Annotated in this window: 30 protein-coding genes and 1 other annotated feature; all 30 genes read left to right on the top strand. The window is 43.8% G+C overall.

The window, feature by feature from the left end; all coding sequences use genetic code 11:
* Window positions 1-9 precede the first annotated feature (9 nt).
* The 30 genes from rlmB (at window position 10) to rplN (ending at window position 24,893) form a co-directional block, all read left to right on the top strand.
* The gene (gene rlmB / locus AC58QG_RS35510) at window positions 10-750 is read left to right on the top strand and encodes a 23S rRNA (guanosine(2251)-2'-O)-methyltransferase RlmB (protein ID WP_497366671.1); all 741 of its coding nucleotides are present in this window, start codon (window positions 10-12) and stop codon (window positions 748-750) included.
* Window positions 751-755: 5 nt separating this feature from the next.
* Entirely contained in the window at window positions 756-1,268 is a 513-nt protein-coding gene (locus AC58QG_RS35505; RefSeq protein ID WP_497366670.1) for an NYN domain-containing protein, read from the top strand.
* 119 nt (window positions 1,269-1,387) lie between these two features.
* Window positions 1,388-2,032 carry an RNA polymerase sporulation sigma factor SigH gene (gene sigH, locus AC58QG_RS35500; protein ID WP_028557511.1) on the top strand — a complete coding sequence of 215 codons (645 nt, stop codon included), beginning with the start codon at window positions 1,388-1,390 and terminating at the stop codon, window positions 2,030-2,032.
* Window positions 2,033-2,254: 222 nt separating this feature from the next.
* Window positions 2,255-2,404 carry a 50S ribosomal protein L33 gene (rpmG, locus tag AC58QG_RS35495; protein WP_079418041.1) on the top strand — a complete coding sequence of 50 codons (150 nt, stop codon included), beginning with the start codon at window positions 2,255-2,257 and terminating at the stop codon, window positions 2,402-2,404.
* A 19-nt stretch (window positions 2,405-2,423) separates the two neighbouring features.
* Window positions 2,424-2,636 (top strand): preprotein translocase subunit SecE, encoded by a 213-nt coding sequence (secE, locus tag AC58QG_RS35490; RefSeq protein WP_497366669.1) that lies wholly within the window; start codon window positions 2,424-2,426, stop codon window positions 2,634-2,636.
* Between the two features lie 24 nt (window positions 2,637-2,660).
* Window positions 2,661-3,194, top strand: a complete 534-nt coding sequence (gene nusG / locus AC58QG_RS35485; RefSeq protein WP_028557509.1) for a transcription termination/antitermination protein NusG — start codon at window positions 2,661-2,663, stop codon at window positions 3,192-3,194.
* Window positions 3,195-3,329: 135 nt separating this feature from the next.
* Window positions 3,330-3,755, top strand: coding sequence for a 50S ribosomal protein L11 (gene rplK, locus AC58QG_RS35480; RefSeq protein ID WP_028557508.1), 426 nt, complete (start codon window positions 3,330-3,332; stop codon window positions 3,753-3,755).
* A gap of 116 nt (window positions 3,756-3,871) precedes the next feature.
* Window positions 3,872-4,564, top strand: a complete 693-nt coding sequence (gene rplA / locus AC58QG_RS35475) for a 50S ribosomal protein L1 (RefSeq protein WP_057313460.1) — start codon at window positions 3,872-3,874, stop codon at window positions 4,562-4,564.
* A gap of 54 nt (window positions 4,565-4,618) precedes the next feature.
* Window positions 4,619-4,772: a sequence feature (ribosomal protein L10 leader region), on the top strand.
* A gap of 68 nt (window positions 4,773-4,840) precedes the next feature.
* Entirely contained in the window at window positions 4,841-5,350 is a 510-nt protein-coding gene (gene rplJ / locus AC58QG_RS35470; RefSeq protein ID WP_497366668.1) for a 50S ribosomal protein L10, read from the top strand.
* A 65-nt stretch (window positions 5,351-5,415) separates the two neighbouring features.
* Entirely contained in the window at window positions 5,416-5,781 is a 366-nt protein-coding gene (gene rplL / locus AC58QG_RS35465) for a 50S ribosomal protein L7/L12 (protein ID WP_057313458.1), read from the top strand.
* A gap of 190 nt (window positions 5,782-5,971) precedes the next feature.
* Window positions 5,972-6,568, top strand: a complete 597-nt coding sequence (locus AC58QG_RS35460; protein WP_497366667.1) for a class I SAM-dependent methyltransferase — start codon at window positions 5,972-5,974, stop codon at window positions 6,566-6,568.
* Window positions 6,569-6,925: 357 nt separating this feature from the next.
* The gene (gene rpoB, locus AC58QG_RS35455; RefSeq protein ID WP_497349609.1) at window positions 6,926-10,465 is read left to right on the top strand and encodes a DNA-directed RNA polymerase subunit beta; all 3,540 of its coding nucleotides are present in this window, start codon (window positions 6,926-6,928) and stop codon (window positions 10,463-10,465) included.
* Between the two features lie 70 nt (window positions 10,466-10,535).
* Window positions 10,536-14,156: a DNA-directed RNA polymerase subunit beta' gene (rpoC, locus tag AC58QG_RS35450; protein ID WP_497366666.1), complete on the top strand. Its 3,621-nt coding sequence runs from the start codon at window positions 10,536-10,538 to the stop codon at window positions 14,154-14,156.
* 180 nt (window positions 14,157-14,336) lie between these two features.
* Window positions 14,337-14,588, top strand: coding sequence for a ribosomal L7Ae/L30e/S12e/Gadd45 family protein (locus AC58QG_RS35445; protein ID WP_497272887.1), 252 nt, complete (start codon window positions 14,337-14,339; stop codon window positions 14,586-14,588).
* Window positions 14,589-14,750: 162 nt separating this feature from the next.
* Window positions 14,751-15,170: a 30S ribosomal protein S12 gene (rpsL, locus tag AC58QG_RS35440; RefSeq protein ID WP_028557500.1), complete on the top strand. Its 420-nt coding sequence runs from the start codon at window positions 14,751-14,753 to the stop codon at window positions 15,168-15,170.
* A 44-nt stretch (window positions 15,171-15,214) separates the two neighbouring features.
* A complete protein-coding gene (rpsG, locus tag AC58QG_RS35435) occupies window positions 15,215-15,685 on the top strand; it encodes a 30S ribosomal protein S7 (protein WP_028557499.1) in 471 nt (156 codons plus the stop codon).
* A gap of 39 nt (window positions 15,686-15,724) precedes the next feature.
* Window positions 15,725-17,800, top strand: coding sequence for an elongation factor G (gene fusA / locus AC58QG_RS35430; protein WP_056618302.1), 2,076 nt, complete (start codon window positions 15,725-15,727; stop codon window positions 17,798-17,800).
* Window positions 17,801-17,839: 39 nt separating this feature from the next.
* Entirely contained in the window at window positions 17,840-19,030 is a 1,191-nt protein-coding gene (gene tuf / locus AC58QG_RS35425; protein ID WP_068661877.1) for an elongation factor Tu, read from the top strand.
* A 412-nt stretch (window positions 19,031-19,442) separates the two neighbouring features.
* Window positions 19,443-19,751: a 30S ribosomal protein S10 gene (rpsJ, locus tag AC58QG_RS35420; protein ID WP_028557496.1), complete on the top strand. Its 309-nt coding sequence runs from the start codon at window positions 19,443-19,445 to the stop codon at window positions 19,749-19,751.
* 43 nt (window positions 19,752-19,794) lie between these two features.
* Window positions 19,795-20,418 (top strand): 50S ribosomal protein L3, encoded by a 624-nt coding sequence (rplC, locus tag AC58QG_RS35415; protein ID WP_056618299.1) that lies wholly within the window; start codon window positions 19,795-19,797, stop codon window positions 20,416-20,418.
* 16 nt (window positions 20,419-20,434) lie between these two features.
* Window positions 20,435-21,061 (top strand): 50S ribosomal protein L4, encoded by a 627-nt coding sequence (rplD, locus tag AC58QG_RS35410; protein WP_028557494.1) that lies wholly within the window; start codon window positions 20,435-20,437, stop codon window positions 21,059-21,061.
* Complete coding sequence (gene rplW, locus AC58QG_RS35405) at window positions 21,058-21,348, top strand: 50S ribosomal protein L23 (RefSeq protein WP_056618288.1); 291 nt, start codon at window positions 21,058-21,060, stop codon at window positions 21,346-21,348. The genes rplD and rplW overlap by 4 nt, the downstream gene beginning before the upstream one ends.
* A gap of 29 nt (window positions 21,349-21,377) precedes the next feature.
* Complete coding sequence (rplB, locus tag AC58QG_RS35400) at window positions 21,378-22,208, top strand: 50S ribosomal protein L2 (protein WP_068661879.1); 831 nt, start codon at window positions 21,378-21,380, stop codon at window positions 22,206-22,208.
* A 48-nt stretch (window positions 22,209-22,256) separates the two neighbouring features.
* On the top strand, window positions 22,257-22,535 hold the full coding sequence (gene rpsS, locus AC58QG_RS35395; RefSeq protein WP_028557491.1) for a 30S ribosomal protein S19: 279 nt from the start codon (window positions 22,257-22,259) through the stop codon (window positions 22,533-22,535).
* A gap of 29 nt (window positions 22,536-22,564) precedes the next feature.
* Window positions 22,565-22,897, top strand: a complete 333-nt coding sequence (gene rplV, locus AC58QG_RS35390; RefSeq protein WP_028557490.1) for a 50S ribosomal protein L22 — start codon at window positions 22,565-22,567, stop codon at window positions 22,895-22,897.
* Window positions 22,898-22,910: 13 nt separating this feature from the next.
* The gene (gene rpsC, locus AC58QG_RS35385; RefSeq protein WP_028557489.1) at window positions 22,911-23,573 is read left to right on the top strand and encodes a 30S ribosomal protein S3; all 663 of its coding nucleotides are present in this window, start codon (window positions 22,911-22,913) and stop codon (window positions 23,571-23,573) included.
* 3 nt (window positions 23,574-23,576) lie between these two features.
* Window positions 23,577-24,011 carry a 50S ribosomal protein L16 gene (gene rplP / locus AC58QG_RS35380; RefSeq protein ID WP_028557488.1) on the top strand — a complete coding sequence of 145 codons (435 nt, stop codon included), beginning with the start codon at window positions 23,577-23,579 and terminating at the stop codon, window positions 24,009-24,011.
* Entirely contained in the window at window positions 24,001-24,198 is a 198-nt protein-coding gene (gene rpmC / locus AC58QG_RS35375) for a 50S ribosomal protein L29 (RefSeq protein ID WP_028557487.1), read from the top strand. Before rplP ends, rpmC begins: the two co-directional genes overlap by 11 nt.
* 27 nt (window positions 24,199-24,225) lie before the next feature.
* Window positions 24,226-24,489 carry a 30S ribosomal protein S17 gene (rpsQ, locus tag AC58QG_RS35370; RefSeq protein WP_028557486.1) on the top strand — a complete coding sequence of 88 codons (264 nt, stop codon included), beginning with the start codon at window positions 24,226-24,228 and terminating at the stop codon, window positions 24,487-24,489.
* Window positions 24,490-24,524: 35 nt separating this feature from the next.
* Window positions 24,525-24,893 (top strand): 50S ribosomal protein L14, encoded by a 369-nt coding sequence (gene rplN, locus AC58QG_RS35365; RefSeq protein WP_028557485.1) that lies wholly within the window; start codon window positions 24,525-24,527, stop codon window positions 24,891-24,893.
* The last annotated feature ends 3 nt before the right edge of the window (window positions 24,894-24,896 follow it).

Below are 24,896 nucleotides of genomic sequence, written 5' to 3'. Positions count from 1 at the left end.
GGAATTAGGATGGATGAAGACATTATCGGCGGGAAGCACTCCGTTTTGGAGGCCCTTCGTGCTGGACGGACGATTAATAAAATATGGATTGCCGAGGGTGCTCAGAAGCAATTCGCAGGCCCGATTGTGGCAGAAGCCAAGAATCTAGGTATTATTGTCCAATTCACGGACAAGCGTAAGCTGGATCAAATGGCTGAGGGGCTCCAACATCAAGGCGTTGTTGCACAAGTTGCAGCGTATGCCTATGTGGAAGTTGAGGATATCTTAGCCAAGGCGAAAGCGCTTGGACAAGAGCCATTCATTTTGATTCTGGATGAAATTGAAGATCCGCATAACCTAGGATCCATACTGCGTACAGCAGATTGTACGGGGGTTCATGGGGTGATTATACCGAAGCGCCGTTCCGTAGGCTTAACTGCGACAGTGTCCAAAACCTCGGCAGGCGCCGTTGAGTATGTACCTGTTGCACGTGTAACGAACATTGCCCAAACTATTGAGCAATTGAAGGAGCAAGGTGTGTGGGTTGCTGGTACGGATGTCTCGGCTGCTCAGGACGTGTATAAAGCTAACTTTTCGATTCCGATTGCCCTAGTTATTGGGAACGAGGGTAAAGGTGTAGGTCGACTTATTAAAGAAAGATGCGACTTCTTAGTCAAGCTGCCGATGGCCGGACATGTTAATTCGTTGAATGCCTCCGTTGCCGCGGGTGTTTTGATGTATGAAGTGGTAAGACAGCGCAATAAGAGCTAAATAGGATGGAACAGATCCTAATTGTAGATGGCTACAACATTATCGGAGCCTGGCCCGAGTTAAGTAAACTAAAGGATACTGATCTTGAAGGCGCACGTGACGGTCTGATCCATATGCTTGCTGAATTTCAATCCTTTTCGGGAATGAAGGTCTATCTGGTTTTTGATGCCTACATGGTGCCTGGGCTGGGTAAGAAATATGTGCAGAATAAGCTGGCTGTGCTCTATACCAAAGAGAAGGAAACCGCAGATGAGCGAATCGAACGACTGGTTACGAATCTGATGGGGCGGCGCAAGGAAATATTCGTGGCGACATCGGATATGATTGAGCAGCATGTCATATTTGGCAAAGGGGCGCTCCGCATGCCAGCGAAGGAATTGCTAGTGAAAATCAAACAGAATCGTAAAGAGGTCCGCGAACGCATTGTGCCAGAGACGACAACCAAACGCAATCCATTCGACGGCAAACTGAGCGACGAGATGAAAGCGAAGTTTGAACGGTGGCGAAGAGGGGAGTAAATCCTCCAAATGCTAGAAATGGTGGGGTTCCCCGTTGACGGTGTGAGATTTCATCATGTATACTTAACCTAACTTTTATAGTGAAATCTGGGTAGTCTTGCAGGCCGGAGGGATTGTTGGTGAGTGTCGACCTCAAAGAACTGAGAATGTATGATTATGACCTCAAGCCAGATGAAGACATTGTCGAAGCAGTCCGTGAAGGCAGTAGCGAAGCTTTGGAATATCTTATCAACAAGTATAAGAATTTTGTTCGTGCCAAAGCACGTTCTTATTTTTTGATAGGTGCAGACCGAGAAGATATTGTGCAGGAAGGTATGATAGGTTTATATAAATCTATCCGCGACTTCCGAGGAGACAAGCTTGCTTCATTCAAAGCCTTTGCTGAACTGTGTATCACGCGGCAGATCATCACGGCTATTAAGACAGCAACTCGTCAAAAGCATATACCTCTTAATTCCTACGTGTCACTGGATAAGCCCATCTATGATGAAGATTCTGATCGGACGCTGCTTGATGTCATTAGCGGTTCCAGGGTCACGGACCCTGAAGAACTTGTAATTAATCAAGAAGAGTTTACGGGACTTGAAGATAAAATGGGAGAGATTTTAAGTGACTTAGAGCGTAGAGTGTTAATGCTCTATCTCGATGGCAGATCCTATCAAGAAATTGCTGTGGATCTCGATCGCCATGTGAAGTCAATTGACAATGCTCTCCAACGTGTCAAGCGGAAGCTTGAGCGGTATTTAGAAGTCAGAGATTTGTAGGAATGCCCGTGCCGCTTGAGCTGTACGGGTGTTTTTCTTGTTTGTATGTTTAGTAACCCGTGTGAGAGCCTATACTGGTGATACTCTTGCTTTTGTGAGACTTCTACCTTGACACTCGGGGGACAGTTGTGATAAAGTGTTTCAGGTAGCCCTAAAAGTCGCTTTCTTTTTGATGCGCTTAGAAGGGCTTTAATTAGAAAGTGTCTGTAGGAGGTGTACATCATGCGGGTCATCATCACATTAGCGTGCACAAATTGCAAACAAAGAAACTATGCATCCACTAAAAATAAGCGCAACAATCCCGACCGTATTGAGTTGAAGAAATATTGCAAATTTTGCAATGAACATACTGCTCATCGCGAGACTAGGTAGTTCTTTGGAGGTGTAGTTTGTGGCGTTCTTGGCTAGAATGAGACAAAGCTTCGGATCCACTTTTTCCTTCTTCACCGACAGTTGGACAGAACTCAAAAAGGTCAAGTGGCCAAGTCGCAAAGAGATGACTACTTATACGCTTGTCGTTATAGGTACAGTAACTTTTGTTGCTATTTATTTTTTTGTGCTGGATCTAGGAATTTCTGAGTTGCTGCGCCTTGTTTTTAAATAAACAGGACTATAGGTGAATTTATTCATGGAAAAAAGATGGTACGTCGTACATACCTATTCAGGGTATGAGAACAAAGTGAAAGCCAACTTAGAGAAGCGTGTTGAGTCTATGGAAATGACGGACAAGATCTTCCGTGTGCTTGTGCCTATGGAAGAAGAACTGGTGAACAAAGACGGCAAGAAAAAAGTCGTCATGCGTAAAGTTTACCCAGGGTATGTCCTCGTGGAAATGATTCAAACCGACGACTCATGGTACGTAGTACGTAATACGCCAGGAGTAACTGGATTCGTAGGTTCTACAGGGTCTGGCTCTAAACCAACTGCATTATTACCTGAGGAAGTTGAATCGATTCTGAAGCATATGGGAATGGAAGAACCGAAGGAAGTTATTGACTTCGAACTGAAAGAAACCGTACGCGTCAAAGTGGGTCCATTTGCAAACTTTGTTGGCTCTGTTGAAGAGATTATTGCCGATAAGGGTAAACTGAAGGTACATGTCAACATGTTTGGAAGAGAAACACCGCTTGAGCTCGATTTCGACCAAGTAGAGAAACTCTAAGAACATGACAACCAAAAGGTTCTACCAGGTCTATTCCTTGGGATAGACCTACGTTAGTGGGATCGCATTATTTTCCTGAATAGTGAGACTTTGATTCTTCGAAGACTCCTATATTACTGCAAGGAGGTGTCTATCATGGCAAAAAAGGTTATTAAAATCGTGAAGCTACAAGTTCAAGCTGCGAAAGCAAATCCAGCACCACCGATCGGTCCAGCATTGGGTCAAGCAGGTGTGAACATCATGGCTTTCTGTAAAGAGTTTAACGCTCGTACTGCTGATCAAGTTGGTCTAATCATTCCGGTTGAAATCACAGTTTTCGAAGACCGTTCCTTTACATTCATCACTAAAACGCCTCCGGCTGCAGTTCTTCTTCGCGTCGTTGCTGGTATCGAAAAAGGATCCGGTGAACCAAACAAAAAGAAAGTTGCAACTGTGAAACGCGCTAAAGTTCGCGAAATCGCTGAACAAAAAATGCCTGACCTAAATGCTGCATCCGTTGAGGCTGCAATGCGTATGGTTGAAGGTACTGCTCGCAGCATGGGAATCGTCATCGAAGATTAATTCCGCAAGGAATGCGACTGTGTAAGCTCGAAGCCTACAGAAATGTTTTCTACGAAAACATGGAAGTCGCTCGGTGGGAGGATTATCCGCTAATACCACTAAGGAGGATAAATATTATGCCTAAACACGGTAAAAAATACCGCGAAGTAGCTCAGCTTGTAGATGCTGAAACTTTGTATGATCCGTCAGAAGCTATCGAGCTTGTTAAGAAAACAGCTCCTGCTAAATTTGATGAAACTGTAGATGTTGCAGTTCGTCTGGGTGTAGACCCAAGAAAACAAGATCAGGCTGTTCGTGGTGTCGTTGTACTTCCACACGGTACTGGTAAAACAAAACGCGTTCTCGTATTTGCAAAAGGCGAGAAAGCAAAAGAGGCTGAAGCAGCTGGTGCAGATTTTGTTGGTGATGCAGATATGATCAACAAAATTCAACAAGGTTGGTTCGAGTTCGATGTTTGCGTAGCTACTCCTGACATGATGAGCGAAGTTGGTAAACTGGGTCGTATCCTCGGGGGTAAAGGTTTAATGCCAAACCCTAAAGCAGGAACAGTTACTTTCGACGTTACTAAAGCTGTTCAAGAGATCAAAGCTGGTAAAATCGAATACCGTCTTGATAAAGCAGGCCAAATCCATGCTCCACTTGGTAAAGTATCTTTCGATGCAGACAAGTTGAACGAAAACTTCAAAGCATTGGTTGATGCACTTGTTCGTGCGAAACCAGCAGCAGCTAAAGGTGTATACCTTAAGAACATTGCTGTATCGTCCACAATGGGTCCAAGCGTACGTGTGAACCTGTCATCCTTTAGATAAGAAATAGCTTCCAGTTGACTTCGGTTACTGGGCGTGATACTCTATCAAAGGTCCTAAAAATGAATATGCAAACCGTAGACAGTAGGTGCTTAACAGCTTAATTTCCTACCGAGGTGTTATGATATATATAACGATTTCTTTGTACATCAGGGAAAAAGTGAACACATCATGCCTTCGTAGCGTCTACGAAGGCATTTCTTATTCATAGATAAGAAATGCTAATGCTCCTACTGTTTGCGATCTTGAAAGATAAATGCATAAGAAGTGAGGTGTACTATGGCAAACGCGAAAATTCTTGCAGAGAAAGAACAAGCAGTAGCTGTTGTAACTGAAAAGTTTAAAGCTAGCACTTGTACAATCGTAGCAGATTACCGTGGTTTGAACGTAGCTCAAGTAACTCAGCTGCGCAAAAGCTTACGTGAAGCTGGTATCGAATTTACAGTTCTCAAGAACTCCCTAGCGAGACGCGCAACGGCTAACGCTGAACTGACTGAGTTGGATGAGTTCCTAACAGGACCAACAGCTATTGCTTTCAGCAAAGACGATGTAATCTCTCCAGCTAAAATCTTGACTGAATTTGCGAAAAAGAACGATAAATTGAGCGTAAAAGCTGGCGTGGTCGAAGGCCGCGTAGTTGGATACGATCAAATCAAAGCACTTGCAGAACTTCCATCCAGAGATGGTCTTCTCTCCATGTTGCTTAGCGTTCTTCAAGCTCCAGTTCGTAACTTTGCACTTGCTGTTAAAGCAGTTGCAGAGAAAAAAGAAGCTGAAGGTCAAGCTTAATTACAAGGTACTACATGTTTTACAAACAAAAAAACTAATTTATTAATGATAATGGAGGTTTAACCATGAGCACAAATGCAACGATCCTAGAAGCAATCAAAGGCATGACAATCTTGGAATTGAACGACCTGGTTAAAGCAATTGAAGAAGAGTTTGGCGTAACAGCAGCAGCTCCAGTAGCAGCAGGCGGCGGCGCAGCAGTAGCAGTTGAAGAAGCTCAAACTGAGTTTGACGTTATCTTGACAAGTGCTGGCGCATCCAAAATCAACGTAATCAAAGTAGTTCGCGAAATCACAGGTCTTGGCCTGAAAGAAGCGAAAGACCTTGTTGACGGAGCTCCAAAAGCAGTTAAAGAAAAAGTTAGCCAAGAAGAAGCAGACGCTGTTAAAGCTAAGCTTACTGAAGCTGGCGCTTCTGTAGAAGTTAAGTAATTCTTTTTCTTAGGAAACCTCTTGAAGCTTGACTTCAAGAGGTTTTTTTCAACATTGTCTAGATAAACGCTTCTGTCCTTTATGGACGGCGTAGTCGTTTATTGTGCCTAAGTTTTTACCCTTAGGAAAGCCTTAGGAACGCACGTGGTTATTTGATTTTCCTATAGGTAGAAAAGGAGGGAATTCAAGCGTGTCAGAGCATTACTACACACAGCGACCAACCGTAAAGAGCGATGTCCTTACAACGCAAGAGACACTTCGTGGTAAGGCATTTACGTTTCTTACGGATGCGGGTGTGTTTTCGAAAAAAGGTGTCGATTACGGAAGTAAGCATTTAATAGAAACAATGGAACTGTCGGATGATGCAAGTGTTCTTGATGTTGGCTGTGGCTACGGGCCCATGGGGTTGAGTGCTGCGGTTATATGTCCGAAAGGTCATGTGACAATGGTCGACATCAATGAGCGAGCAGTTGAACTTTCAAAAGAAAATGCGCGGCGAAATGGGATTGCGAATGTCACGATTCTGCAGAGTGATTTGTTGGAACGTGTAAAGGATCAAGAGTTTGATGCTGTATTGACCAATCCGCCAATTCGTGCCGGGAAAGAAACGGTTCATCGGATTTTCGAAGAGGCGTATGATTGTTTGAAAGATGGAGGCTCACTGTGGCTTGTCATTCAGAAGAAGCAAGGGGCGCCATCAGCAGTGAAGAAACTGGAAACTATGTATAGCGAAGTGGTAGAGGTATCGAAAGATAAAGGCTACCGCATTCTCAAAGCAACCAAATAAGGTCTTGTGAATATACGTGGGAATTTGTTTGACTTGACATTTCAAATGTGATATTATTAAAAAATGTCAGTATTAAGATGGGACACATGTCTTTAGTTGGTAAAAATGTCAAGTCTTTTTTTTAGCCGTTATGAATAAAATTCGAACCAGTAACGTATAATGTTTGAATTTTGGGAAATTCTAACAGGATGGGAAGAAATTCTTGATAAAGCCTTGTTGAATACAGAAAAAAACCTTCATCCATACAGTCGCTTAATTCGGACGGGCTCCACTAACGGAGGCGTCCTGAGTGTACGTCGGTCGAAGTTTTTCTTCTTTCTTTTTATTTATTGAGTAGAGTTGAGGGGTGAATGAAAGTTGGCGGGACATCTTGTTCAATTTGGACGACGTAAACGCAGGACTTATGCACGAATTAATGAGGTTCTGGGCATTCCAAACCTGATTGAAATCCAGCAAAAATCGTATGAGTGGTTTTTGGAAGAGGGACTTCGTGAGATGTTTCAGGATATCTCCCCGATTCAGGATTTTACAGGGAACCTAGTACTGGAGTTTATCGACTATAGCTTAGGTGATCCTAAGTATTCTGTTGATGAGTCCAAAGAACGCGACGTAACATATGCGGCGCCGTTAAGAGTCAAAGTCCGTTTGATTAATAAGGAAACCGGTGAGGTCAAGGAACAAGAAGTGTTCATGGGGGATTTCCCTATTATGACTGATACGGGAACGTTCATTATTAACGGTGCGGAGCGTGTAATCGTCTCCCAGCTAGTTCGTTCTCCCAGTGTTTATTATAGCACGAAAGTGGATAAAAACGGCAAAAAAACTTACACAGCAACAGTGATTCCGAACCGTGGAGCATGGCTGGAGTTAGAGACAGATGCGAAAGATATCATCTATGTTCGTATCGATCGTACGCGTAAAATTCCAGTTACTGTATTGCTTCGCTCATTAGGATTTGGTACGGATGCTGAAATTCTAGATTTACTTGGCGATAACGAATATATTCGTAATACGCTCGATAAAGATAACACGGATTCTACGGAAAAAGCGTTAATCGAAATCTATGAGCGTCTTCGTCCGGGTGAGCCACCTACACTTGATAATGCAAGAAGCTTGATTGTTGCTCGTTTCTTTGATCCGAAGCGTTATGATTTGGCTAACGTAGGTCGCTACAAAATCAATAAAAAATTACACATCAAAAACCGATTGTTCAATCAACGTTTGGCTGAAACTTTGGTAGATTCCGAAACGGGAGAAATCATTGCTGAAGCTGGACAATTGTTGGATCGCCGTGTACTAGATGAAATCCTTCCTTTTATCGAAAAAGGTGCGGGATATAAAGAGTTTACGATTCCTAAAGGTGTAACTGGCGCGGATACCATCCCTGTTCAGTGCATTAATGTTTACTCACCAACAGAAGAAGGCAAGGTAGTTAAGGTTATTTCTAACGGTGTTATTGATAAAGCTGTCAAAAACATCACGCCTGCCGATATCATTTCATCCATTAACTACTTTATTAACTTACTTCATGGTATTGGAAATACGGATGATATTGACCATCTTGGTAACCGTAGACTTCGTTCTGTAGGTGAATTGCTTCAAAACCAATTCCGTATCGGTCTTTCCCGTATGGAACGTGTTGTTCGTGAACGTATGTCGATTCAAGACGCTAATGTGATCACGCCGCAAGCATTGATTAATATTCGTCCTGTTATCGCATCGATCAAAGAGTTCTTCGGTAGCTCCCAGCTTTCTCAGTTTATGGACCAAACGAATCCGCTTGCTGAATTGACGCACAAAAGACGTCTGTCTGCACTCGGACCCGGCGGTTTGACGAGAGAGCGCGCAGGGATGGAAGTTCGTGACGTGCATCACTCTCACTATGGCCGTATGTGTCCAATTGAGACGCCTGAGGGACCGAATATTGGTCTGATCAACTCCTTGTCTACGTTTGCCCGTATTAACGAGTATGGCTTTATTGAAGCTCCGTACCGTTGGGTAGATCCGAAGACAGGTTTGGTAACAGATCAAATCGCTTACCTGACAGCGGATGAAGAAGATAACTACGTTATCGCGCAAGCGAATGCGAAGTTGACGGAAGATAACAAATTCGTTGAAGATGCGATTATCGTTCGTTACAAAGATGATAACTTAACACTTCCGGTTGAACGTGTCGATTACATGGACGTTTCACCGAAACAAGTTGTCTCTGTTGCGACAGCGTTGATCCCGTTCCTTGAAAATGATGACTCCAACCGTGCGTTGATGGGTTCCAACATGCAGCGTCAAGCTGTTCCACTTCTTATTCCTAAAGCACCACTTGTAGGAACAGGTATGGAGCACAAAGTTGCTAAGGACTCAGGAGTATGTATTGTCTCCAAATTTGATGGAATTATTGAGAAGGCTGCTGCGAATGAAATTTGGTTGCGTCGCCAAGAGATGGTTGATGGCAAGCTGGTCAGCGGCAACATCGTCAAATATAAGCTTCACAAATTTATGCGTTCTAACCAAGGTACTTGCATTAATCAACGTCCTATTGTTAAAAAGGGTCAATTGATTAAAGCAGGGGATATCCTTGCTGATGGACCATCAACTGAGCAAGGTGAATTGGCGCTTGGACGTAACGTAGTCGTAGCTTTCATGACTTGGGAAGGTTACAACTATGAGGATGCGATCTTGCTAAGCCAAAAGCTTGTCAAAGAAGATGTGTACACCTCCATTCATATTGAGGAATACGAGTCCGAAGCACGTGATACGAAGCTTGGACCTGAAGAAATTACTCGCGATATCCCGAACGTAGGGGAAGACGCACTTAAGAATCTTGATGAGCGCGGAATCATTCGTGTCGGTGCTGAAATTGGCGCTGGCGATATCCTTGTTGGTAAAGTAACACCGAAGGGTGTAACGGAATTGACGGCGGAAGAAAGATTGCTGCACGCGATCTTCGGTGAGAAGGCTCGTGAGGTTCGTGACACGTCCCTACGCGTACCGCATGGTACAGACGGTATCGTTGTCGATGTAAAAGTATTTACACGTGAGAACGGCGATGAGCTGCCTCCTGGTGTGAACCAACTTGTACGTGTCTACATTGCTCAAAAGCGGAAAATTTCCGAAGGCGACAAAATGGCGGGACGTCATGGTAACAAAGGGGTAGTAGCACGTATTCTCCCTGAAGAAGATATGCCTTTCCTTCCAGATGGTACGCCGGTTGAAGTCGTTCTGAATCCACTAGGGGTTCCTTCCCGGATGAACATCGGTCAAGTGCTTGAAGTTCACTTAGGTATGGCTTCCAAGTACTTAGGTATTCATGCAGCTACGCCAGTATTCGATGGAGCGCGTGAGTATGACGTATTTGATGCGATGGAAGAAGCAGGTATGCAACGTAGCGGTAAAACGATTCTGTACGATGGTCGTACGGGGGAGTCCTTCGAACGCGAAGTAACCGTCGGCGTTATGTACATGATCAAACTCGCACACATGGTTGATGATAAAATCCATGCTCGTTCCACGGGTCCTTACTCACTTGTTACTCAGCAGCCGCTGGGTGGTAAAGCACAGTTTGGTGGACAACGTTTCGGGGAGATGGAAGTATGGGCACTCGAGGCTTATGGAGCTGCTTATACATTGCAAGAAATCCTTACCGTGAAGTCAGATGACGTAGTTGGACGTGTGAAAACATACGAGTCCATCGTTAAGGGTGAGAACGTTCCAGAACCAGGCGTTCCGGAATCCTTCAAAGTTTTGATCAAAGAGCTTCAAAGCTTAGGTATGGATGTTAAAATCCTCTCTGGCGATGAAGAAGAGATCGAAATGCGCGAAGCTGACGATGACGATGAAGTGACTAGCGATAAATTAAACCTAAACATTGAAGGCTCTGAGCTTGGAGTCAACGAATAGTAACACCACATTAGAACGAGAACGATTCACTTTATAAGTGGGTTTAAATTTCTTAAAGGAGGGTTGCTCCTTGATGGACGTTAACAACTTCGAGTTTATGAAAATCGGCTTGGCATCACCCGATAAAATTCGCTCTTGGTCCCGTGGGGAAGTAAAGAAGCCGGAAACGATTAACTACAGAACCTTAAAACCTGAGAAAGAAGGTCTTTTCTGTGAAAAGATCTTCGGACCTACGAAAGATTGGGAATGTCATTGCGGTAAATACAAACGTGTTCGTTATAAAGGCGTCGTTTGTGATCGCTGTGGCGTTGAAGTAACCCGTCAAAAAGTACGTCGTGAACGCATGGGGCACATTGAACTTGCTGCTCCTGTTTCACACATTTGGTACTTCAAAGGGATTCCTAGCCGTATGGGTCTTGCATTAGATATGTCTCCAAGATCATTGGAAGAGATCATCTACTTCGCTTCCTACGTAGTAACGGATCCAGGTGATACACCACTTGAGAAGAAGCAACTGTTGTCTGAGAAAGAATACCGTAGCTATCGCGAGAAGTATGGCTATGCTTTCCAAGCAGGCATGGGTGCGGAAGCTGTCAAAAAGCTTCTTATCGATATTGATATCGAACGCGAAGTAGACACACTCAAAGAAGAACTCAAGACAGCACAAGGTCAACGTCGTAACCGTGCGATTAAGCGTCTGGAAGTTATGGAAGCATTCCGTAATTCGAAGAACTTGCCTGGTTGGATGGTATTGGATGTACTTCCAGTTATCCCTCCTGAGCTTCGCCCAATGGTACAGCTTGATGGTGGTCGTTTTGCGACATCCGATTTGAATGACCTCTACCGCCGTGTTATCAACCGTAACAACCGTCTTAAGAGATTGCTCGACCTAGGCGCACCGGATATCATTGTTCAAAATGAGAAACGGATGCTTCAAGAAGCGGTTGACGCATTGATCGATAACGGTCGTCGCGGACGTCCAGTAACAGGTCCGGGTAACCGTCCTTTGAAATCCCTCAGCCATATGCTAAAAGGTAAACAAGGTCGTTTCCGTCAGAACTTACTCGGTAAACGTGTTGACTACTCTGGTCGTTCCGTTATCGTAGTAGGACCAAACCTGAAGATGTACCAATGCGGTCTTCCGAAGGAAATGGCGCTTGAATTGTTCAAGCCTTTCGTAATGAAAGAGCTTGTGAATAAAGGTTTGGCTCATAACATCAAGAGTGCGAAACGTAAAGTTGAGCGCGTAAGTCCAGATGTATGGGATGTTCTAGAAGAAGTAATTAAGGAGCACCCGGTTCTTCTGAACCGTGCACCGACATTGCATAGATTGGGTATTCAAGCTTTTGAGCCGATTCTGGTTGAAGGCCGCGCTATTAAACTTCATCCGCTCGTATGTACAGCTTATAACGCTGACTTCGACGGTGACCAAATGGCCGTTCACGTACCATTGTCCTCTGAAGCACAAGCGGAAGCTCGCTTGCTCATGCTAGCATCGGGTAACATTTTGAATCCAAAAGACGGTAAACCGGTTGTTACGCCTTCACAGGATATGGTTCTGGGAAGTTTCTACTTAACAACGGATAACAAATTCGCTAAAGGTGCTGGTTCCATCATTAGAACCGTACACGAAGCAGTTTCATCTTACCAATCGGGCAAAATGGCACTGCATGCACGTGTAGCGATCCCTGCTAAAGCATTGAACAAAACAAGCTTCACAGAGAAACAACAAAACGCTATGTTAATCACAACGATCGGTAAAATCATTATGAACGAAATCTATCCTGCTGATTTCCCATTCATCAATGAGCCGACCAAAACGAACCTGTTGAACGGTATTCCAGATGCACACTTTGTATTTGAAAAAGGTGCAGATCTGAAAGCGATCATGTTGGAACGTGATGAGAACAAAGCGGTTGGTAAAGAGTATTTAGGATCGATTATTGCGGAGTGCTTCCGTAAGTACCACACGACGCAAACATCGATGATTCTTGATAAAATTAAAGAGCTTGGATTCACGTATTCGACCAAAGCGGGTATTACCGTAGCTGTCTCTGACGTTGTTGTTCCAACTGAAAAAGTAGCAATCCTTAAGGAATGTGAAGAGAAAGTACGTGTAGTTACGAACCAATACCGACGTGGTTTGATTACAGATGAAGAGCGTTATGACCGCGTTATTGCGATTTGGAGTAAAGCGAAGGATGAGATCACAGACATTCTGATGAAATCCCTTGATAAGTACAACTCCATCTCCATGATGGTTGAATCCAAAGCACGGGGTAACAAATCACAGATTACACAGCTTGGCGGTATGCGTGGTTTGATGGCGAATCCATCCGGTAAAATTATGGAGTTGCCGATTAAATCGAACTTCCGTGAAGGTCTGACAATCTTGGAATACTTTATTTCCACGCACGGAGCGCGTAAAGGTCTTGCCGATACAGCACTTCGTACAGCGGATTCAGGTTACTTGACTCGTCGTCTCGTAGACGTAGCGCAGGACGTTATCGTTCGTGAAGACGATTGTGGAACAGATAAAGGCTTCATGGTTAGCAAAATTCAGGACGGTAAAGAGGTTATTGAGGATCTCTACGATCGTATTGAAGGCCGCTACGCGTATGAGACGCTTCGTCATCCACAAACGGGTGAAGTTATCGTTCAACGTAATGAGCTTATTGAATCCGGTATTGCAGATCGTATAATTGAAGCTGGTATCGAAAAACTTCAAATTCGTTCTGTACTTAGCTGCCGCACCAATCATGGTGTTTGTAAGAAATGTTATGGTCGAAACTTGGCTACTGGTCAATTCGTTGAGGTTGGTGAGGCAGTTGGTATTATTGCCGCGCAATCCATTGGTGAGCCAGGAACACAGTTGACGATGCGTACGTTCCATACCGGTGGTGTTGCCGGAGACGATATTACACAAGGTTTGCCGCGTATTCAAGAGCTCTTTGAAGCACGTAATCCGAAAGGTCAAGCGATCATTTCCGAAATCGACGGTGTCGTTAAGGAAATTCGTGAAGCTAAGGATCGTCGTGAAATCGAAGTTCAAGGTGAAGCGGAATCCAAAGTATATGCAGTTCCTTACGGGTCTCGTGTACGTGTTTCGTTGAATCAACAAGTTGAAGCTGGTGACGAGTTGACGGACGGATCTATCGATCCGAAAGAAATGCTCCGCATCAAAGGTATTCGCGGCGTTCAGAACTATATTCTTCAAGAAGTACAACGTGTTTATCGTAACCAAGGGGTAGAAATTAACGATAAACATATTGAAGTTATGGTTCGTCAAATGCTACGTAAAATCCGCATCGTAGATGCTGGTGATACAACACTTCTACCTGGTTCATTTGTTGATATTCATGAGTATGAAGCTGCGAATAAAGTTGCTTTGTTCGCTGGTAATGAGCCTGCGGTTGCTCGTCCAATCTTGCTCGGTATCACTAAAGCTTCCCTTGAAACGGATTCCTTCTTATCTGCAGCTTCTTTCCAAGAGACAACACGTGTCTTGACGGATGCAGCGATTAAGGGGAAAGTCGACCAATTGTTAGGTTTGAAAGAGAATGTTATCATCGGTAAACTGATACCTGCGGGAACAGGTATGCCAAGATACCGTAACATTCGTATCACGAACCCGAATGAGGTTGTCGTTTTAGATGAAGATTTGGAAAAAGAAACAGTTGCTGTAGAGTAATTGCATATAGAAAAAGAGGTAGCCACTTGATTATGGAGGTGCTACCTCTTTTTAATTAAATAAGGCTCGCTATTTTTATAGAATCAATCAAACAAACCCTTGACACTAGCCATTCAAAATGCTAATATATCGAAGTGTGCCTAAGTCGATATTCTTACCTTTCTTTGAAGGGGGTGCCTAATGTCTTATGAAATAGTCAAACAGGCGAAGAATAGAGCTGTAGGTACGAAGAAAGTTACAAAAACAGTCGAGCAAGGTAAAGCGATAGAAGTTTTTGTTTCTAAAGATGCAGATCCGCGATTGACGATAAATCTGGTAGCCCTCTGTACGCAGAAGGGTGTGCCTGTAACCTACGTAGATTCTATGAAGATGCTAGGTAAAGCATGTGGAATTGAAGTTGGAGCTGCGGTAGCAGCTGTTGTAAATGAATAAGTGCTAAAGACGTTTTTGTTAGTGGATCAAGCTAGAGTAAGTACTAGTGACTTTGACAGCTCACCACAACAAAGACTTTCTCTTTGCTCATTTATGACTCGCCTGGATCTGTGGGCTTGCAAGAAGCACATCATGTTATGAATGTAGGGAGGAGGTGGCGATATGCCAACAATTAACCAACTAGTACGTAAAGGTCGTCAAGCGAAGGTGGATAAGTCCAAATCACCAGCTTTACAAAAAGGTTTTAACGCTTTGAAAAGAGAAGCAACGGATTTGAGCGCTCCTCAAAAACGTGGTGTCTGCACGCGTGTAGGTACTATGACTCCTAAGAAGCCTAACTCCGCACTTCGTAAATATGCACGTGTTCGTTTGACGAACCGCGTAGAGGTGACAGCTTATATCCCAGGTATCGGTCACAACCTGCAAGAACACAGTGTTGTATTGATCCGTGGTGGTAGAATTAAAGATCTTCCAGGGGTACGTTATCACATCGTGCGTGGAGCTCTAGATACTTCCGGTGTTAACAACCGTAAGCAATCCCGTTCCAAATATGGTACAAAACGTCCGAAAGTTAAAAAATAAGAGATAATAATCAGGGATGATTCTTATAAGAAAGGGGGATAACTATGCCTCGTAAAGGTCCAGTTACTCGCAGAGACGTATTGCCAGATCCTATTTATAATAGCAAACTAGTTACTCGTCTTATCAATCGTATTATGGTTGATGGAAAAAGAGGGGTAGCACAAACGATTCTATACAACGCTTTTAACCTCGTGAAAGATCGTACAGGTAAAGAGCCGATGGAAGTGTTTGAAGCTGCTATCAAAAACATTATGCCAGTACTAGAAGTTAAAGCTCGCCGTGTTGGTGGAGCAAACTATCAAGTGCCTATCGAAGTTAGACCTGACCGTCGTTCGACATTAGGTTTGCGTTGGTTGGTTAACTATTCCCGTCTTCGCGGTGAGAAGACGATGGAAGAAAGATTGGCTTATGAAATTATCGATGCTAGCAATAGCACAGGTTCTTCCGTTAAGAAACGTGAAGATACACACAAAATGGCTGAAGCTAACAAAGCTTTCGCTCACTACCGTTGGTAGAATTCTAAAACAATTAACAGAAAGGAGACATAACGACCTATGGCTAGAGAGTTCTCCTTAAAAAACACACGTAACATCGGGATCATGGCTCATATCGATGCTGGTAAAACGACAACAACAGAGCGTATCTTGTATTACACTGGTAAAGTTCACAAAATCGGAGAAGTGCACGAAGGTGCAGCAACGATGGACTGGATGGAGCAGGAGCAAGAGCGCGGAATCACGATTACTTCCGCCGCTACAACTGCGCAATGGGAAGGTCACCGCATCAATATTATTGATACCCCAGGGCACGTTGACTTTACCGTTGAGGTAGAGCGTTCCCTTCGTGTGTTAGATGGAGCAGTTGGTGTATTTAGCGCGAAAGAGGGCGTTGAACCTCAATCCGAAACAGTTTGGAGACAAGCTGATAAATACAACGTTCCACGTATTGCTTACGTAAACAAAATGGACATCATCGGTGCAGACTTCCTGCAAGTTGTTGAGTCCATGCGTCAAAAACTTGGTGCAAATGCTGTAGCTATTCAACTTCCAATCGGTGCTGAGAGTGATTTCAAAGGTATCATCGACTTGGTTGATGAAGTTGCGTATATGTACAAAGACGATCTTGGTAAGGATATCGAGAAAATCGAAATTCCTGCTGAGTTCAAAGATCAAGTTGCAGAGCTTCGTTTGGAACTTATCGAGAAAGTTGCTGAGCTTGATGAAGAGCTTACAATGAAATATCTCGAGGGCGAAGAAATTACTGTTGACGAGATTAAAGCAGCTCTACGTAAAGGTGTCTGTGAAGTGAAAATCTTCCCAGTTATCGTAGGGTCTTCTTACAGAAACAAAGGTGTTCAATTGATGTTGGATGCGGTAATTAACTACCTGCCATCACCACTTGATGTACCTGATATCAAAGGTGTACTTGACGATGGTACTGAAGTGGTTCGTAAGTCTGCTGATGATCAACCTTTCTCAGCGCTTGCATTCAAAATCATGACAGATCCTTTCGTTGGTCGTCTTACGTTCTTCCGTGTTTACTCTGGTACTCTGAACTCCGGTTCCTATGTCTCTAACGCGACAAAAGGTAAACGTGAGCGCGTTGGTCGTATCCTGCAAATGCATGCGAACAGCCGTCAAGAGATCAGCATTGTATACGCTGGTGACATCGCCGCGGCCGTTGGATTGAAAGATACAACGACTGGTGATACACTTTGTGATGAGAAAAACCCTGTTATTCTTGAGAAAATGGTCTTCCCTGAACCGGTTATCCAGCTTGCTGTTGAACCGAAGACGAAAGCCGACCAAGATAAAATGGGTATCGCATTGCAAAAACTTGCTGAAGAGGATCCTACTTTCCGTGCTTCCACAGACGAAGAAACAGGACAAACGATCATCGCAGGTATGGGTGAGCTTCACCTTGAAATCCTCGTTGACCGTATGCTTCGTGAGTTCAAAGTAGAAACCAATGTAGGTAAACCACAAGTTGCTTATCGTGAAACATTCCGCGCGGCAGCTAAAGTTGAAGGTAAATTCGTTCGTCAATCCGGTGGTCGTGGTCAATACGGACATTGTTGGGTTGAGTTCGAACCTCAGGAAGCTGGCACAGGTTTCATTTTCGAAAGCAAAGTAGTGGGCGGATCTATTCCAAGAGAATATATCGCACCTATTCAAGCTGGTATCGAAGAATCCATGAAGAACGGTGTAATCGCAGGATTCCCGCTTGTGGATATCAAAGCTACTGTTGTTGATGGATCTTACCATGATGTTGACTCCAATGAAATGGCGTTCAAAATCGCGGGTTCCATGGCACTTAAAGCTGCAAAAGAAAAATGTAAACCGGTTCTTCTTGAGCCAATCATGAAGGTTGAAGTTACTGTACCAGAAGAGTACATGGGCGATGTTATGGGTGACCTTAACTCCCGTCGTGGACGTATCGAAGGTATGGATAACCGTCATGGCGCGCAAATCATCCGTGCTAAGGTGCCTTTGTCCGAAATGTTTGGATACTCCACAACACTTCGTTCAAGAACACAAGGCCGTGGTGTTTACTCCATGGAACTTTCACATTATGAAGAAGTACCTAAGTCCATTGCAGAAGAAATTATTGCAAAAGGCAAAGGCGCTTAATATAAAACTAATAGTCACTCTAAGGAGGAATCGTTTAAAATGGCAAAGGCTAAATTTGAACGTAACAAACCGCATGTTAACATCGGTACTATCGGTCACGTCGACCATGGTAAAACTACTTTGACAGCTGCAATCACAACTGTACTGTCCAAAAGATACGGTGGAGCTGCAGTAGCATTCGACCAAATCGATAAAGCACCAGAAGAGCGCGAGCGCGGTATCACAATCTCCACAGCTCACGTTGAGTACGAAACTCCTAACCGTCACTATGCACACGTAGACTGCCCAGGACATGCTGACTATGTTAAAAACATGATCACTGGTGCTGCTCAAATGGACGGCGCTATCCTAGTTGTATCCGCAGCTGATGGCCCTATGCCACAAACGCGTGAGCACATTCTTCTTTCCCGTCAAGTAGGCGTACCATACATCGTGGTATTCCTTAACAAATGTGACATGGTTGAAGACGAAGAGTTGCTTGAATTGGTTGAGATGGAAGTTCGCGACCTTCTTAACGAATATGAGTTCCCAGGCGATGATACTCCAATCATCCGTGGAGCAGCTCGTGAAGCTCTTCAAAACCCAGATGGCGCATGGGCTGATAAAATTATCGAATTGTTCGAACAAGTTGATACTTATATCCCAACTCCTGAGCGTCAAACTGACAAACCTTTCCTTATGCCGGTTGAGGATGTATTCTCAATCACTGGTCGTGGTACAGTTGCTACAGGCCGTGTAGAGCGTGGAACTGTTAAAGTACAAGAAGAAGTTGAAATCGTTGGTATCGCTGAAGAAACTCGCAAATGCGTAGTTACAGGCGTAGAGATGTTCCGTAAATTGCTTGACTCCGCTCAAGCAGGTGACAACATCGGTGCCCTTCTTCGTGGTGTTGATCGTAAAGATATCGAGCGTGGACAAGTACTTGCTAAGCCAGGTTCAGTTAAACCACACACGAACTTTACAGCTCAAATCTACGTTCTAACTAAAGAAGAGGGTGGCCGTCACAAGCCTTTCTTCACTGGTTACCGTCCACAGTTCTACTTCCGTACAACTGACGTAACAGGTATCATCAACCTTCCAGAAGGAACAGAGATGGTTATGCCAGGTGATAACATCACAGTTACTGTAGAACTAATCAACCCAATCGCAATCGAAGAAGGTACTCGCTTCGCGATTCGTGAAGGCGGACGTACTGTTGGTGCGGGCGCGGTTGCTACAATTCAAAAATAATCTCTCTTTGAGAGATCGAACATCCATCGATTTATCGATGGATGTTTTTTTGTTTTATCTGCTGTCCGCGGTGCTAATAACGTATTGCTTCTTTCAATGGTAGACTGGAAACAGAATGCAGTGGTTTTAATAATAATCTTTTATTATAATGTAGAAACGGATTGAGGAAACGACAGATGAGCTTAGTTATATAGAAGCAAAATTCACTAGTAAATAATTTTGTGCATTAGCCTAAAATTTCACTTGCTTTTCGTTTTATAATTTTATATAATATTAAACGTTGGTCTGTGACGTTGCGATGATGCGAAAGGTTGCCGACACACCAGGCCCCTTTGCCATGGGGATGGCTGTTGGAGAATTTTCGCGGAGTATGTCCGATAATAAATTGGGCGATAGAAGGAGGGACTTTTAAATGGCAAAGCAAAAAATTCGTATCCGTTTGAAGGCGTATGATCACAGAATTATTGATCAATCAGCTGAGAAAATCGTGGAAACTGCCAAGCGTTCCGGTGCAGGTGTATCCGGTCCGATTCCGCTTCCGACAGAGAAGCAAATCATCACGATTCTTCGTGCGGTGCACAAGTACAAGGATTCGCGTGAGCAATTCGAGATGCGTACGCATAAGCGTCTAATCGATATTGTGAATCCAACACCACAAACAGTTGATGCTTTGATGCGTCTGGACTTACCGTCTGGCGTTGACATCGAGATCAAACTGTAAAACAACTATAGAGTTAATACTGGAAGGAAAAGAGGTGTCAACGATGAAAGGTATCTTAGGAAAAAAACTTGGGATGACACAATTGTTTACTCCGGAGGGTAATGTTGTTCCGGTAACTGTCATTCAAGCGGGACCATGTGTGGTACTGCAAAAGAAAGATGTGGATAACGATGGTTATGAGTCGATCCAAATCGGTTTTGATGATGTAAAAGCTAGCCGTATCATTAAACCAGAGCTTGGCCATGCGAAAAAAGCAGGGGCAACGCCTAAGCGCTACGTTAAAGAAATTCGTGGCATTCAGTTGGGTGACTATGAAGTAGGTCAAGAACTGAAAGCAGATCTGTTCGCAGAGGGCGAATTCGTTGATGTAACGGGTACTTCCAAAGGTAAAGGTTTCCAAGGTAACATCAAAAGACATAACCAATCCACTGGGCCAATGGCACACGGATCGCGTTATCACCGCGGACCAGGTTCGATGGGTTCCATTCAAGCAAACCGCGTTCCTAAAGGTAAGAAATTGCCAGGACATATGGGTAACGAAACAGTAACACTTCAAAATCTTCAAATCATTAAAGTAGATGCTGAGCGTAATGTATTGCTAGTTAAAGGTTCCATTCCGGGCCCTAAAAACAGCTACGTTAGCGTGAAGTCTGCTGTGAAAAAGTAAGAAAGGAGGAAGACAGATGCCAAAAGTAGCTTTATATAATGTAACAGGTGCTCAGGTAGGAGAAGTTGAACTGTCTGATGTTGTTTTCGGAATTGAACCTCACGTTCATGCGATTCACGAAGCTGTTCTTTTGCAACAAGCAGCTGTGCGTCAAGGGACTCACAAAACAAAGGGTCGTTCAGAAGTTCGCGGCGGTGGTCGCAAACCATGGAAACAAAAAGGTACAGGTCGTGCTCGTCAAGGTAGTATTCGTGCTCCACAGTGGAAAGGCGGCGGTACCGTATTCGGACCAACTCCTCGTAGCTATGGTTTCAAATTACCAAGAAAAGTTCGTCGTTTAGCGATCAAATCCGCTTTGTCCTCGAAACTTATCGATAACAACTTGATCGTTCTGGATCAACTACAAATGAATGCTCCGAAAACGAAAGAATTCGTTGCTATTCTGAATAACCTGAAAGTAGATACAAAAGTACTAGTTGTAGGCGTTCCTAACGACTCCAATGTTGCTTTGTCTGCTCGTAATATCCCAGGTGTGAAATTTGTTGCTGCTGATGGAGTTAACGTTCTTGATGTCATGTTGTATGACAAATTGATCTTAACACAAGAAGCTGTACAGAAAGTTGAGGAGGTGCTTGCACAATGAAAAATCCACGCGACATTATCAAGCGCCCGATCATCACTGAGCGTACAAGCGACCTAATGGCTAACAAAAAGTATGTTTTCGAAGTGGATCTTCGCGCTAACAAAACAGAAATTAAACAAGCTATCGAAGCAATCTTCAAAGTGAAAGTTACAAATGTAAACACACTCAGAATGCCAGCTAAGCCTAAACGTTATGGCAAACACTCTGGTTACACTTCCATCTGGAAGAAAGCTATCGTGTCCCTAAGCGCAGAAAGCAAAGAATTGGAATTCTTCGAAACTGTATAACCCATTTCTTAAAGTAAGGAGGAAACAGAGTGCCAATTAAAAAATACAAACCAACCTCACCAGCTCGTCGTGCGATGTCGGTTTCTACTTTTGAAGAAATCACAACATCAACACCCGAGAAATCATTGCTTGCTCCTTTGTTCAAGCATGCTGGTCGTAACAACCAAGGTAAAATTACGGTTCGTCACCACGGTGGTGGACACAAGCGTAAATACCGTATTATCGATTTCAAACGTACTAAAGATGGAATACCAGGACGCGTTGCTACAGTTGAATACGATCCTAACCGTTCCGCAAACATCGCATTGATTCATTATGCTGATGGCGAAAAAACATACATCATCGCTCCTAAAGGTCTTAAAGTTGACGATCGTATCGTTTCTGGACCACAAGCTGATATCAAAGTAGGTAACGCACTTCCATTGGAAAATATTCCAGTTGGTACAGTTATCCACAACATTGAGTTGAAACCTGGTAAAGGTGCACAATTAGTGCGCGCTGCTGGTACAGAAGCTCAATTGCTTGGTAAAGAAGAGTCTTACGTAACAATTCGCCTTTCTTCCGGTGAAGTTCGTAAAGTTCTAAAAGTATGCCGCGCAACAATCGGTTCTGTTGGTAACGAAGATCACGAACTAGTGAAAATCGGTAAAGCAGGACGTAATCGTTGGAAAGGCAATCGTCCACAAGTTCGTGGGGTTGTTATGAACCCGAACGATCATCCACACGGTGGTGGTGAAGGACGCGCACCAATCGGACGTAAATCACCTATGTCTCCATGGGGTAAACCGACGCTTGGTTTCAAAACTCGTAAAAAAGGTAAAGCATCCGATAAATACATTGTACGTCGTCGTACGAAGTAATCTAGGATATATGAATTCTCTTGAGGTTCAAGGAAGGGAGGAACACCCATGGGTCGCAGCTTAAAGAAGGGTCCATTTATCGATGGACACTTACTGAAAAAAGTAGAAGACTTGAATACTTCTGGCAAGAAACTAGTTGTCAAAACGTGGTCCCGTCGTTCTACAATTTACCCGCAATTCGTTGGTCACACTTTCGGAGTTTATGACGGAAGAAAGCACGTGCCAGTATATGTAACGGAAGATATGGTTGGGCATAAGCTTGGCGAATTTGCTCCAACACGTACGTATAAAGGTCACGATGACGATAAGAAAACCGGAAAACGTTAATTCATTTTTAACCGAGAGGAGGTACTACCATGCAAGCTAAAGCAATATTGAACCACGCTCGGATTGCTCCTCGTAAAGCAAAGCTAGTTGTTGACTTGATTCGGGGAAAAGCGGTAGGTGAAGCGATCGCAATTTTGCGTCATACACCGAAGGCAGCTTCTCCAATTCTGGAGAAACTATTGAATTCCGCAATTGCCAATGCAGAGCATAACTATTCACTTGATCCAAACAAACTTGTTGTTTCCGAGACTTTCGTAAATCAAGGGCCAACAATGAAAAGATTCCAACAACGTGCAATGGGCCGCGCTAGCGCGATCAAAAAACGTACCAGCCACATTACAATCGTGGTATCTGAAAAATAAGGAGGGGTAACGTGTGGGTCAGAAAGTACACCCGATAGGTTTTAGAATTGGTGTCATTCGTGATTGGGAGTCCAAATGGTTCGCAGAAAAAGATTTCGGAACTCTGCTGCTTGAAGACGTCAAAATCCGCGAATACTTAAAGAATAAACTTAAAGATTCTGCAGTTTCCCATATCGACATCGAGCGCGCGGCTAACCGTGTTAACGTGACGATTCATACTGCTAAACCAGGAATGGTTATTGGTAAAGGCGGAGCTGAAGTTGAAGTTATTCGTAACTACATCGCAGCTATGTCGAACAAAAAAGTTCATATCAACATTTCTGAAATCAAACACCCAGATCTTGATGCTATCCTAGTAGCTGAAGCTGTTGCACTTCAATTGGAACGTCGTGTTTCATTCCGTCGTGCTATGAAGCAAGCTATGCAAAGAACGATGAGATCCGGAGCAAAAGGTATTAAAGTTGCAACTAGCGGACGTCTTGGCGGTGCTGAGATTGCTCGTACGGAAGGATATAGCGAAGGAACTGTTCCACTTCATACACTTCGTGCGGATATTGACTATGGTACGGCTGAAGCAGCCACTACTTATGGACGTATTGGTGTAAAAGTATGGATTTATCGTGGAGAAGTGCTTCCGACAGCTAAGAAAAAGGCTCAGCCGGAAGGAGGAAATTAAATCATGTTAGTACCTAAACGTGTAAAACACCGTAAAGAACACCGCGGTAACATGAAAGGTCGCGCTAAAGGCGGTACGGAAGTTGCTTTTGGCGAATATGGTCTGCAAGCGGTAGAACCGGCTTGGGTTTCCAACCGTCAAATCGAAGCAGCACGTATTGCCATGACACGTTACATCAAACGTGGCGGTAAAGTATGGATTAAAATTTTCCCAGCTAAACCAGTTACACAAAAACCGCTTGAAGTTCGTATGGGTAGTGGTAAAGGTAGCGTGGAAAAATGGGTTGCCGTAGTAAAACCGGGCAAAATTTTGTTTGAACTAGCAGGTGTAAGCGAAGAGGTTGCTCGCGAAGCAATGCGTCTTGCAGCTCACAAGCTTCCAATCAAAACGAAGTTCGTGAAAAGAGAAGAAGTAGGCGGTGAAGCAAATGAAGGGTAGTGAATTCCGGAACTTAACCACTGCTGAAATCGAGCAAAAAGTTAATGGTTTTAAAGAAGAACTCTTTAACCTCCGTTTTCAACTAGCTACTGGTCAATTGGACAACCCGACTCAGATTCGTGATTTGCGTAAAGAGATCGCTCGTGCCAAGACTATTTTGCGTGAAAGAGAACTGGGTATTGGGTAACCAAATCTAGAAGGGAGTGTTCCTTAGATGACTGAACGTAACGATCGTAAAGTTCTGATCGGTAAAGTTGTCAGCGATAAAATGGATAAAACCATTGTTGTTGCTGTTGAAACTTACAAAAAACATGAACTCTACCACAAAAGAATTAAATCTACAAAGAAATTCAAAGCGCATGATGAAAACAACCAAGCTAAGATTGGTGACACTGTGAAAATCAGTGAAACTAGACCGTTGTCCAAAGATAAAAGCTGGAGACTGGTTGAAATTCTTGAAGTGGCAGTTGTTATCTAATATTCTAGATATGAACCCCGAAAGGAGGGAATACGATGATTCAACCATTTACTCGTTTGGCTGTCGCTGACAACTCAGGTGCGAAACAATTGATGTGTATCCGCGTTTTGGGTGGTACTGGTCGTCGCGTTGGTCACATTGGTGATTTGATCGTATGTTCAGTAAAAGAAGCAACACCAGGTGGCGTTGTCAAAAAAGGTGACGTTGTTAAAGCAGTTATCGTTCGTACAAAGAGCGGTGCTCGCCGTAAAGACGGTTCATATATCTCATTTGATGAGAATGCAGCTGTTATCGTGAAAGAAGATAAGAGCCCACGTGGTACTCGTATCTTCGGACCAGTTGCTCGCGAACTTCGCGATAGAGACTTCATGAAGATCGTATCCTTGGCTCCAGAAGTTATCTAAGAC

Source organism: Paenibacillus sp. J22P169, from assembly GCF_059691995.1.
This window is presented reverse-complemented; position numbering and strand designations above follow the sequence as displayed.